The 13,053-nt window shown below is 52.6% G+C and carries 5 protein-coding genes; all 5 read right to left on the bottom strand.

Annotated features, from left to right (window positions below; genetic code table 11):
• Positions 1 to 363: 363 nt before the first annotated feature.
• Positions 364 to 2,376 carry an OmpA family protein gene (locus tag OB13_RS05660; RefSeq protein WP_461489179.1) on the bottom strand — a complete coding sequence of 671 codons (2,013 nt, stop codon included), beginning with the start codon at positions 2,374 to 2,376 and terminating at the stop codon, positions 364 to 366.
• An 18-nt stretch (positions 2,377 to 2,394) separates the two neighbouring features.
• Positions 2,395 to 3,348 carry a PorP/SprF family type IX secretion system membrane protein gene (locus tag OB13_RS05665; RefSeq protein WP_461489180.1) on the bottom strand — a complete coding sequence of 318 codons (954 nt, stop codon included), beginning with the start codon at positions 3,346 to 3,348 and terminating at the stop codon, positions 2,395 to 2,397.
• Between the two features lie 26 nt (positions 3,349 to 3,374).
• Entirely contained in the window at positions 3,375 to 7,562 is a 4,188-nt protein-coding gene (locus OB13_RS05670) for an ice-binding family protein (protein WP_461489181.1), read from the bottom strand.
• Positions 7,563 to 8,065: 503 nt separating this feature from the next.
• Entirely contained in the window at positions 8,066 to 9,025 is a 960-nt protein-coding gene (locus OB13_RS05675) for a PorP/SprF family type IX secretion system membrane protein (protein ID WP_461489182.1), read from the bottom strand.
• 6 nt (positions 9,026 to 9,031) lie between these two features.
• Positions 9,032 to 12,682 (bottom strand): Ig-like domain-containing protein, encoded by a 3,651-nt coding sequence (locus OB13_RS05680; protein WP_461489183.1) that lies wholly within the window; start codon positions 12,680 to 12,682, stop codon positions 9,032 to 9,034.
• Between the last annotated feature and the right edge of the window lie 371 nt (positions 12,683 to 13,053).

Genomic DNA, 13,053 nt, shown 5'->3' on the forward strand with positions numbered 1-13,053 from the left:
AACGAAACAGGCGCCGTTAGTATGGATTATACTGAAAACCCCCTCTATATTCCATCCCATACGCCCGTCATCGTTGTCACCAGAGGCATAGACAGGAAATCATCGAAACCGCTGGAAAAACAAGACACCATCCTGGTTACCCAAGGTTCTGCCTATCTGCACCAGATTGATTTTTAAGCTTTGATTAACATTCCGTCAACTGCTTTATTCAAAGTCAGTTCACCCAAGCCTTGTTACCGGTAGATGGTGGCTGGTCGGCTCAGTAAGTCCCTCGGGCAGGTATAGCATTCAGAGATCAATCCTAACGCAAAATCCCCGGCACTTCCTTGCGTGCCGGGGATTTTGCGTTATGCTATACCTTGCTTATTTGCTGATGATCTTGAACTCGGTTCGGCGGTTCACCTGGTGCTCTTCCTCCGAACATTCCACCTTATCTCCGCACTTGTTGCGCAATCGTGTTTCTCCGTATCCTTTTGCTACCAGCCTCTTGCGGTCTATACCTTTCGAGATGATGTATTCAACCGCTGCCTTCGCCCGGCGATCCGAAAGATCCTGGTTGTACTTACGCGTCTGGCGGCTGTCGGTGTGGGAGCTCAGCTCGATACGGATGGTTGGGTTTTCCTTCAGCACCATCACCAGTTTGTCCAGTTCAAGGGCGGCATCCGGCCGGATGTCGTGCTTATCCAGGTCGTAGAAGATGTTTTCCAGCACGATCGGCACGTCTGGCGTATCGCGGTACAACACCATCTCAACCAGCAGCGAGTCTATGTTGAAGCGGCAGTCAGGCGTGAAGAGGATGGTCTGGGTAAGGTAGCCTTTCTTGCTTCCCCGGATGGTGTACTGCATACCTGCCTGCACCTTATAACCAAAGGCTCCGAGCGAATCCGTATGGGTCTCCTTCATGGTGCCATCGTTTTCTTCGAACAACTGCAGCAGCACATTGCCCACTTTCACTTTCTTTTTCAAGTGCGTGCCCTGCATGGCTACGAGTTCTATCGTCTCGCCTACCAGCTGGCACTCCACCGGCACCTCCTCAAAGTTGTAGATATTATCAAAGCCATTGGCGCTCTCCCTGCCGGAAGCCAGCCAGCCTTTTGTTCCTGTCGAATCGATGATCATCCCCAGATCATCCCGGGAAGAGTTGAGCGGGTACTTCAGGTTCTTTACGGTTGCCCATTGGGCCCGCTCGCCTTCGGCCACAAAGATGTCCAGGCCGCCCATACCGATGTGCCCGTCGGAGGAAAAGTACAGCTTGCCATCCGCTCCAATGGAAGGGAAACTCTCGCGGCCGCTGGTATTAATGACAGGACCGGCGTTCACAGGCTTTCCCCAGTTGCCATCTCCCTGGCGCTCGCTGTAATAAATATCCGTTTCGCCCAGGCCTCCCGGCATGTCAGATACAAAGTAGAGCAGTTTGCCGTCAGGCGTTACGGCCGGATGACCGACAGAATATTCCTGTGGTTTGTTGTATTTGAAGGGCTGCACCTGGGCCCAGGTATCGTTGTTGCGCTTGGCCGTATAGATCTCCAGCCGGTTGATGTAATCGCTGCTCTCGTTGGCACTTCCTACCCAGCTGGTAGGATCTGTATTTTTCTTGGACCTGCCCCGCTTCATGCTGTTGGTGCGGGTAAAGAAAAGTATGCCTTCCTGCTCGAGAAAAGAAGCCGGACCATTGTGATAGCTGGTGTTTATTTCTTTTGAAAGCGGGGCTGGCTTGCCCCATGTGGAGTCAGAAGTAGCCGGCGCCAGATAAAGCTGTACATAGCCATTGCCGGTCCAGTTGAACCGCTCCTTTTTCTTGGCATTGTTTTTTGCATTGTCGGGTGCTTCCAGCCTGTCGGAAGCAAAGAGCATGGCACCGCCGGGCATGGTGATCGGGCTGAAATCCACGCCTGTTGAATTCAAACCGGTTTCGGCAGCCACCTTGTACGACTTCGGCTGCCTCATCCACAGCATGGCGGAGTCGCAGGAGGCAGCCAGCAACCGGGCTTGCTCTGCTTTTTCAGGTACGCGGCTGGCATACTGCTGGAAGAGCTCTTTTGCTTTCGTATAATCTCCGTTTCGCTTGGTCGCTTCGGCATAATGATACAGGCTGGCCGGGCTGGCGTCTGGCAAGCCTGCAGCCTGCGCATACCAGAACTCGGCATCTTTGCTGTTGTTCATCAGGCGGTAGCTGTCCGCGATGCGCTCCAGCATATAGGCATTGGGTTCTGTAGACTCCAGTATTTTTTTGTAAGCTTCAAGCGCTAAGGCATACTCAAAGCTGTTGAAATGCTTTTCGGCCTGCTTCATCTCCTTCTTCTGAGCCTGCAGAATTACCGGCAAAGAACACCCCACAACAAGAAGAACCAGGATAACTAGTGATTGTACTCTCATGTCTGTTTTCGGAATGTATTAGAAGTATCGTGGTGTCAGCATGCGGGCATCCTGCTTTTTAAAGAAAGAATACCCGATTGAAATTTCGTGGCTTGCATGCTGCTTCAGAGCATTCAGACTGACATCATAGGAATAACCCACACGCAGCTTCGGCGTTACGTAAAGCTGCGCAATCGCTGCCCAGGCATTGCGCTTATCGAGGGCATACTCATCTGAAAAGTTCGTATGTACCTGCACGGCCGTACGGTATGATCCGCCCAGCCAGATGCGCTCGCCCAGCAGGAAGAACGCGTTCAGATCCAGGCTGGTCGGGCTGTTGAAATCTTCTTTAACCATTATGCTGGGCTTGAAGATGACAGCGGAAGACAGGTCGAACACATAACCAGACGAGAGGAAAAAATGCCTTCTGGGCGTGGTCACCTCCAAGTCTTCTTCTTTTGATTTGAGAAGGTTTGCCACCGAAAGGCCTGCAAAGAAGCGCTCGGTATTGAAGAAAGCACCCACCTTGAAATCAGGCAGTATCTCGGACACTTTTCCCTGGGGAACGGCTTGGTCCGGGTTCTGCTGGTTGCCTGGCCTGAGAATGGTTCCGTCCAGCGTATACTGCGATATTCCGGCGGCAAAACCCAGTGCCAGCTTGGCTGTCTCGCTCATCTGCAAACGTACGGCCAGGTTGCCATGCAGTCCCAGTTGCCGCTGCGCGCCCAGTTCATCGTTCATCGCATTGAAACCATACCCGATCAAGCCACTGCGGGAAGAGCCGTCCAGGCTGAGCGTCTGCGTGGTAGGAGCACCGTCTATACCTACCCACTGGCTCCGGTGCGTCGCATTTACATTGAGTATCTCCTTGCTGCCGGCATACGCGGGGTTGATGATCAACTCATTAAAGATATACTGTGTGTATTGCGGCGCTTGCTGCGCATACCCTTCATAGGTCAGCAACAACACCAGTAGCACCCATAATTTTCGCATTGTAATAAGCTTAATACGTTTTCTTCTTATCTGACTATCATCACATACCCCTTGAATACTTTGTCATTGCCGTTGCATAATGTCACGCGCAGTACATAGTAATAGGTGCCTTCGGCCAGTTTGTCGCCGTTCCAGTTGTTCTGGTACGACTTGCTCTTGTAAACTTCATTTCCCCAACGGTTAAGGATGACCAGGTCGTTGCCTGCAAAGTTCTGCAGATTCCCGATTTCCCAGGTATCGTTGTTGCCGTCGTTGTTTGGCGAGAATACATTCGGAATAACCAGGGTGGCTTCCCGTAGACTTGGGTCAGAATAGAGCACAACCGGGTCGCTTACGCACTGGCCATCATCGGCCACTACCTTCACTTCGCCTTTGGCATCTCCCTGCATGACCGTGATGATGCTTGTGCCCTGGCCTGACAGAATCTCCCATCCTGCCGGCACTTCCCAGGTATAGGTACTGGCCGTGCTGTTTGACTCGAGCTCAAACGTAGCGATATCCTCGCAGGCAATGGTGCGGTCAAGAATGCGGCTGATCGTCGGAAGCGGAGTGGCGGTAACGGCCAGCGCAATGTCGGCACTTTTACCACAGTCGTTTTCAGAGTTTACTTTTACATCGCCTGATGTTGTACCTACCTGTACCGTAATCTGCGGAGAACCCTGGCCTGACAGGATCGTCCAGCCGGCAGGCACTGCCCAATTATAAGTAGCAGCAGTGGCCACTTCGGCTATGGAGTAAGTGGCGGTGCGTGTCGCGCAGGTGGTAGTTTCTCCCAAGATGGCTGCCGGCGGGAACGGCCCTGCCGTCACTACGGTTACTTTCTTGCTAACTTCAGCAGTTGCACCACATGCATTGCGGGCTTTCAATTTTATTTCGCCGTTGGTGCCTACCTGTACCCGGATGCGGTTAGTGTTTGCTCCTTCCAGAATCTTCCAGCCCTGAGGTATGCTCCACTCGTAACTCACTGCGCCGTCAATGGCCGGCACAGAATACAGCGCGTCTGTTCTTCCAAAGCACGGTATGGCAGGGCCTTGGATTGCCTCCGGATTTACCAATGGTCGCTGCGGCGCAGTTGCCAACGCGATGGCTTCGCTTTGTCCGCAGCTATTGATGGCCACAACAGTGATTTCGCCACCGGATGTTCCGGCATTCGCTGTGATCTGGGTAGTGCCCTGCCCGGCAGTAATGGTCCAGCCGGCTGGCACCTTCCACTCATAGTGGACGGCTGTAGGCACGGCTTGGATACGGTAAATCAGGTTGCTGGCATTGCTGCAATAGGGCTCGCTGTCGCTGGTGATCGCTATCGGAGCCGGCGGCACCTCGCCTACGTTTACTACTGTAAGCCCGGAGGTTGCACCAATTGAACCGCAATTGTTGACGCTCGCTACGCGCACCTGCCCTTGCGTTGCACCCGCCTTTACAGTGATGCTGGTTGTGCCCTCGCCGTTCAGAATCACCCAGTCCGCTCCCGGGAAAGTCCAGTGATAGGAGGTAGCACCAGGCACTGCCGCGATAGAGTAAGTCTGATTGAGGCCGGCACAATACTGTGCTTGTCCTGTTATCGGACCTGGCTTAGGAGCCGGCACATCCGGTAAAGGCGTCACTGCTAGCTCGGCTGCCTGGCTCGTGCCACACGGGTTTGAGGCTCTTACAGTGATTTTTCCTGTTTTTGCACCCGTAGTTACTTCTACCACTATTCTGTTTGTCCCCTGGCCTTCTTTGATTGTCCAACCATCAGGGAGCGCCCAGGTATAGCGTTGGGCCTGGTCAACCGGGTCCAGTTGAAAGACTACCTGTTTCTGGCCTACGCATATATCCTTACCAGGCCCGATAATAACAAATGGTATGGAAGGAATCGGGCTGAAGGGTTTCACCTGGAGCGAAGCAGGATCGCTCAGACCGCAGGAGTTACGGGCTTTTACTGTTACAGCTCCTTCCGTCGTTCCAAATTTCACTTTGATACGGGTCGTCCCCTGGCCTTCTACTATTACCCAGCCTTGTGGCACCTCCCAAACATAGTCCTGCGCTCCTTCAACCTGATTAATTTGATAATAGGCTTCTGTCGTAAAGCAGGTAAACTGTTCGCCCTCTATTTTGGCTGGAGCAATCGGCTTGGCTGTAGTTGCTATTACTGGCTTGCTGCTTTCGCCGATCTTACCACACGTGTTGGTCACAACAACTGACAGCTCCCCGCTACTCGCCTCCGTGCTTAACTTAACTGTGATTTCGTTTGTTCCTTGTCCGGAAGTAATCGTCCAGCCAGTCGGAACGGCCCAAACATAGTTGAAAGCATACGGCACCTCCGCTATCCAATACTTAGTACCTTCACTGCCTTTGCATATAGGGAAGGAACCGTTGATCTCGCCCGGCAGAACCGGCAGATCCGGCACAACCACTACTTCAAATGTTATAGGGGAGCTACCACCACAACTATTGATGCCATTCACCGAAATTGTACCGGCCTTGCCATTCGGATCAAACGTGATGGTGTTGGTACCCTGCCCTGAAATAATTTCCCACTCAGTTGGGTAATTCTTCCATACATATTCTTTTACATCGGTGCTGGCTCTTACGCTGAAAGATACCCTTTCTGTCGTAACGCAGATAGTTATTTTTCCATCCCCGGAAATAGACGTCGGTGTAGCAGGGGGTCCGAGGAAAGGCTTAACTTCCAGTTCGGTAGGAATACTTTGCCCGCATGCGTTTGCCGCTATTACAGTCACTTTTCCGGCTACGGTCCCAACCTGTACCGAAATTTTGGTGGTGCCATCCCCGGAAATAATTTTCCAGTCTTCCGGAACGCTCCAGATATAACTTGTAGCATTTAACACCGGTTGTATGGAGTAGGAAGCGCCATCGCCTGCACACAATCCCTCGTGAGGGGTAATGGGACCCGGTTTCTCCGGTTTATCCGGATAATTGCCTACTTTAAGACGGCTTGGAGGGCTGGCTCCGCAGCTATTGGAAACAGTAACCTGAATCTGGGCATTATCATTCCGAACCGAGGCTTCTACCTTGATTTTCGTCGTACCCTGCCCGCTTACAATTTTCCATCCACTCGGTACTTCCCAATAGTAATTCGTAATTCCTTCAACCTGAGGTATACTGTATTCTCCCTCCCCAAGCACACATAGTTCTGCAGGGCCTGTAATATCACCTGGTTTTGGCAAAACAGCACAAAAGGACAGCGTCTTACTATTGTTCTGCTGGATTTCATCAACGGTTACACCCGCTATGCTGCCGCTTATCAAACCATTGTTGGTGGCTGGTATTTTGGCCGTAATGGTGAGTGTTTTGGTTGCTCCTTTTAGCAGACTGCCAACTTTCCATTGCCACTCATTGTTAACAAACTCAACCTGGCCATCCGGGTTGAAAGTATAATCAATACCTGTAAAGCTGAGTTTCACCAATACTTCGCCATCATCGATAGGACCATTGTTGATGGCGTTGATGGTATAGGTGATGGTTTCGCCCATCACATAGTAATCTTCCCCCATACTCCCGGGCGACTTTGAGATCGTAATTTCAAGATCCGTAGGCAAGGTAAAAGAGTTCTGATTCAGGCCCACTTCTCCCTCAAGAGCTGCCACGCGGCCCCTGACACCTGCGCCATCACCTAAGGTGATGTTTTGCTTAACAAGATAGTTTCCGCTCAGTAAAGATCCATTCCCTGCTACCAGATCCTTTTCCACGATCCAGAATACGTTCGCTGTCTTTGTAATTACATCCAGCTCCACATTTGAGCCTGATGTAATCGAAAGATTGCCTCTTATTATAAAGATAAAAACAGCATTGGAATTGCCTTGCGCGTTTAATTTGACGTTGGCGTTGATGGTCGCATCTCCGTTGAATTCATACACTCCGGGGGTGAAAGGGCCGCTACCCCAGCGGGCGTTATCAATCGGGGATTTATTAGGAGCATTCAGAGCAGCCGAATAGGCTGAAGCGGCATCCTTGTGTGCTTGGATAGCTGCGGGCGTTCGGTTCTCTATTCCTTGCCGCACAACTCCCGGAGGAAAACCTTCTGCATCGGTGAGCACAGAAGCAAGTTTGGCACGAACAATTGTATTATTGGTGCTAACAACCTTTTGGTAACCTACTACGTTGAAGTCGTAGAATGTACCAAGCGCGGGAGCCTGCTGTCCCAAGACGGCAAACGTTACCAGCCAAAAGCCTGCTACCAGGAGCATGGCTTTTCTTAAGAAGCTTGTCATGAAATTTTCAGTATAAGTTTGTTATAGAACCTGGCGTTTATATTAGTACAATAAATGCACAACAGGCTGGCGTCTACTCCACCCTCCCGTTTTACACTTTTCTATCTACCCAATTCGGGCGCAAGTATATACTTTAAAAAGTACATAAAAAAGCTTCTAAAGTATATTACATATACTTCGGGCTATATTTCCTTCTAAAATTTAAGAAATAACGGTATAAAACAAATTTTAACTAAAAGTTTAAACTTATTTAGAACCCAGTCCTATACCAGAGAAGAGGAGGATGTAAAAAAAAGACAAGAGAACAGTATTTTATAGCCAGACAGACTAAAAACGCATGTAACCTATACTGGTAGCTTTTTAAAGTATACAATATTAGGTACAATTTTGCATACTCTTTGCCGGTTGGATATAAAACTTTTTTGGTTGCGTAGTGACTACACAAAAGGAGCTGCAGGAGAAGCCACCCCTTCAGAAAGCAACAATAATAAGACTGGATTTTACTACCAAACCCACTGCGGGCAAATAATACGGCGATCGTTGAGCAGCTTGAAGCCGATGACCACCTCGTGCGTACCTGCGCTGACACGGTTCAGGTTGGACGTGGTGGCATCATAGGAATAAGAGATATCCAGCAAGGGGCTGACGTATACGCCTACCATACCTACCACAGCATCCTTATGCCGGTACGAGGCACCTACCCAGAACCGCTCATCGTACAGGGCGCGCAGGTTGAGGTCGATTGCCAGGGGGCTGGGGTCAGCGAGCTTCAGCATAAAAGAAGGAATAAAATCTATCTTGTCTACCGGGCTGAAGCGGTAACTTCCTGTCAGAAAGTAATGGCGCTGCAGGTCCAGGGAAACGCTGTGGTTCTCTGAGGCCCGGAAGCTGCCGGTGTTCTCCAGCAATTGCGCCCCCGAAATCCCAAGGGAGAAATTACGGGAATACACCCAGAAGCCCAGCGTCAGGTCTAGCACGTTCTGGTTGATGCTGCCGCCCCCTACCAACGGATCGCTGGGATTGGTAAACTGCAGATCAGCTGAATTGACCGAATTGCGTATAATCCCGGCAGCTACACCTGCCGAGGCGTTTATGGTACGTGTCAGGGGCAGGTGGTAGGCGTAGGTACCGGCGAGGCCGGTGCGACGCAGCGGGCCTGTTTTGTCGGTATGAAAAACAACCCCTACACCGTGGTGCGCCAGGGCTTTGGCATAAGAAGTGCTGGCCATCCCTTTGTTAAGCGGCACATGGGCAGTTGCATAATACGTGACCGGAGCTCCCTCCAGGCCCACCCACTGCTGCCGGTTACTTACGCGTATATCGGCGTAGTCTTCTATACCTGTGAGGGCCGGATTGAGCAGAAAGTTATTAACCATGTACTGGCTATACTGGGGGCGCTGCTGCGCAACAGCCTGCACTGCAACACCTGCAAAAACAATGAGAAGAAGGAGCAGCTTTTTCATAATAGATTATCGGATAATGGTCACATTCCCGGAAATTGGCTTTTCGGAGCTGTTGAGATAAATGATGTAGTAGTAGGTCGCCACAGGGAGCGCTTCTCCTTTATAAGTGCCATCCCAGGGCGAGCCATAGCCGGTAGAGCTGAATATCTGGCTGCCCCAGCGGTTGAATATTTCCACCCGCGCATCCGGATAATTCTCGATGTTGCCTATTTCCCATACCTCGTTCACGGCGTCGCCATTCGGAGAGAAAGCATTCGGAACAGAAATGGCCGGGATAACGGTCACCGTCACTTCATCGGTGTCCGTACAGCCTTCCGCCGTGGTCACGGTAACGGTATATGTAGTTGTTACATCCGGGCTGGCGACCGGGTTGCTTACATTCGCGTTGCTCAACCCTTCAGCCGGCTCCCATACATACGTAGCACCTCCGGAAGCACGCAATTCCACCGTCTTTCCTTGTATGATCGTCACATCCTCTCCGGCCTCGGCCTGAGGGGTCACGATGGTAACTGTCGCAGCCGTACGGGTAGCGCTGGCGCAACTATTGTTGTTCACGGCCTGCACATAATAGGTCGTGTTGCGGTCCAGCTCCGGCGTCACAAAGGTGCGGCCAACAAAGAGCGGCGTGCCTCCAGTTGGGACATCGTACCACTCAATGCGATTGCTATGGGTATCGGCTACCGTCAGGGTAGCGGAACCACCCAGGCACGCCTTAGCGTCTCGCACTGTAAGTGTAGGCGCCACCGGCAACGGATTGACAGAAATCAGCACGGCATCGGATGCATTGTCGCAGCCTTGCGAGAGTGCCACACGCCGGAACCAGGTATCGCGCGTAAGTGCCGGCGGGGTATAGCTGGCGCCGGAGTTATTGCCCGGTGCCGGGTTGAAACCAGTCGTTGGGCCGCTGATGCTACTCTCCCAACGGAACGTGATAGCCCCATTTCCGCCGGATGGCGTACTGCCCGTCAGCGGCGCCGGCTGAACGCCGGAGCATACCTGCTGCGGAGCCGCTATACTGTTGCCCGTAATGCTAGGCCGCACAGTGATCACCACTGGCTTGCTCGTGTTGGGGCTGCACTGGCCGGAGCTTACGACCCGCTGGAAATAAGTCGTCTGGGTAATAGCCCCCGGGGTATAGCTTTGCTGGTTGTTGGTACCTGGCGCCGCCGTAAAGCTTCCGGCTGCTCCCGTAGGACTCACCAGCCACGCATAGGTATAAGTACCATTTCCGCCGGATGGGGCCGATCCGGTAAGGGCTGCAGGCGCAGTTCCGGTACAGACATCCTGCTGCGCCGGCGTGATGGTGTTGTTGGCAAGGGCCGGGAACACAGTAACCTTAACCGCCTCCGAAGGCGAATCACAACTGCCCGATGTCACGACCCGCCGGAACCAGGTATCTCCTGTGAGGGTGGTCAGAATGGTATAGTTCTCGCCTTCATTCGGCGTAGGCGCAGGCACAAAGCCGGTGTTCGGCCCGGTGGTACTAAGCTCCCAACGGTAGGTATAGGGCCCGCCTGCCCCGCCCGTCGGCTGCGATCCGACCAGCTGCGCCGGCGTATCGCCTGTACATATTTCCTGCAAAGCAGGGCTTACCGTATTGGCACTTGGCGGCACCGGATCCACGGCCACCACTTCGATCACATTGCTGGAATCTGGGGAGCAGTTGGCCGAGCGCACCACACGCCGGAACCAGGTCGTAGCGCCAATCGGCTCGGTAGGGGTATAGTTCTGGTTGTTGTTCACGCCGGGTGCTGCGGCATAGCCCCTGTTAGGGCCGGTCGTACTGCGCACCCAGGTATAGGTATACGACGTGGTCTCGTCGCCGCCCGACGGCCGGGTGCCTGTCAGCTCGGCCAGTACGCCTCCTTTGCAGACGCTGCGCGTAGTTTCGCCTTCGATCACGTTGTTGGCCACTCTCGGATTTACCCGAACCGTCACTTGTTTGCGGGGGCCTGTACACAGCACGCCCTGTGCTGAATCCTGGGCTGCTACGTAGTAATTTGTAATACCTCCGGGGAGGACAGGAGTTGTAAACGAGGGTCCGACGAACAGGGGCAAAGCAGCCGGATCGTCTGTGTCAAACCAGGCGTAAGTAGGCCCCGGCCCCGTAGGCGTGAGCCGCACGGTATCTCCTTCGCAGATAATGCCCGGGTTCTGGATGGTAGGCAGCGCAAGCGGCGGGATGATGATCACCTGGATCGGCGGCTGCGGCTGCCCCTGGAAGATGGCGTTGGAGCTCCCGCACTCGTTCACGGCCTCGACGGCAATGGTATACGTGCCCGGCCTGTCAAAATCATACGAGTACGGAAAGTTATCGGTGTTAAAGGTGCGCGTCGTCGGCCCTTTCGGACCATTGATCGAGATGGTGACTGTAATTTCCTCTCCCAGGTTTTTGTCGATGAATATGCCGCCACCTCCTCCTCCAGGTATGCCACCGCCACCGGCGCCGCTGCCTCCCAGATTTATCGTGGTGGGACCGCAGAACACTCCTCCCTGGGGCCCCTGCACCTGTGGCCAACCTACAACAATCCCTTGCGAAGCGGTATCGCTGTCGCAGCCGTTGGTCACGATCTGCTCAATGGTATACACGCCTGACTCTGTGAACCGGAACACGGGGAGGGAATCGGTCAGGGAGCCTGATTCTAGTACATAGCCCTTATCCGGCTGCACCGACCACTTGTAGGTCAGGCCACCACCGGTCGCACTGTCAGTCGGTGTTACGATGACGGGCACACAGGGCGGCTGCTGACTTTCATCCGCCCGCTTCTTAGCCAGCGAGAAACCGGCTTTGGGCTCTTTGCTGACACTGTATACCTGTGTGAAAGGTTCGGAGCAGCCGTTGCCAGCCACTACGTTGATCACGATTTCGAAGTCTCCTACTTTGGTGTAAGGGTTTGGGTTTGAGATCGGAAAGTCGGAAGCCCGGTACTGCACCGGCGCACTGCCATCGCCCCAATCCACAAAGTAGCTCCGGATGTCAGATAAAAAAGGCTCCTGGGTGGTGTTGGTAATCTCGGCTGTTACGCTGATATCTTCGTCGGCAATGGTATCCGGAAGACAGGTTACGAAGTTGTTTTTTTCGGAGAAAGAGAATTCAGGCAGTGGCCTTACCTGTACCTGGCGGGTCGCTTTCTGGGATTCACAACCTGTTAGGGTGCTGGTGCCAAACACTTCCACATCAAATGTTTCTATACCTGTCCCGATCCGGTTGTAGGTATACTGTACTTCAGCTCCTCTGGCGGTGTTACCATCTCCAAACGCCCAGGTATAGATCACATCTTGCTGCGGCGCGTTGACAGAGAATTTCAGCGGCGTGCCGGAGCAGGCGGCTGTTGTGGGGTCTACGATGAAGTTGGGTGTATTGGGAGGCGCGTTTACGGTGATGGCTGTTTCGGCAGAGGTATTGGACTGGCAGGCGCTTCCCGAAACCCGCACCTGGTAATTTCCTTCCGTGCTCACCTGCAGGGTTTCTCCGGTGGCGCCCGCGATCACCGTTCCGTTCCGAAGCCACTCATAGGTCAATCCTACTCCTGTGCTTGCTCTCAATGTAGTTGTTTCTCCCTGGCACAAAACCGTACGATCCGGTGAGGTGATCGTAATGACAGCCGGGCAGTTGGGCGCAGGTGTTTGTGCCGCAACCGGTCCAATCAGAAACAAAAACGCAGCAAGCAGGCTAAAGAACAGATGCCTGTGTAGAAATTGATGCATCGGATCAGGATTAAAGGGTGAAATGGCTATTACACGGATATAACGAAATTTTCAATAAATATGATTTACCAAGCCAAACCTAACTTTGACTGTGATAAACCCTTACCACATCAGCGAGGCTTTGTTTTCATAACAGGCAGAGTGAGATCACCTTGATAAGGATTGGTATGGCGCTTCCATTTGCTATAGAGCAGACAAACGCTTTTTACCTCTATTGTTAAAATCCGTAAAAGGTTACATTCCAAAACATATATTTAAGCCTATTGTTTTGATCACGCAGTCATAATTACATATAAGTATCTGATACTAAATCAACTAAA

This window comes from Pontibacter sp. HJ8 (genome assembly GCF_054824225.1).

Excerpts from the sequence above, each read along its gene's own strand:
- OB13_RS05660 (WP_461489179.1), bottom strand. The coding sequence starts at position 2,376 with ATGAGAGTACAATCACTAGTTATCCTGGTTCTTCTTGTTGTGGGGTGT.
- OB13_RS05665 (WP_461489180.1), bottom strand. The coding sequence starts at position 3,348 with ATGCGAAAATTATGGGTGCTACTGGTGTTGTTGCTGACCTATGAAGGG.
- OB13_RS05670 (WP_461489181.1), bottom strand. The coding sequence starts at position 7,562 with ATGACAAGCTTCTTAAGAAAAGCCATGCTCCTGGTAGCAGGCTTTTGG.
- OB13_RS05675 (WP_461489182.1), bottom strand. The coding sequence starts at position 9,025 with ATGAAAAAGCTGCTCCTTCTTCTCATTGTTTTTGCAGGTGTTGCAGTG.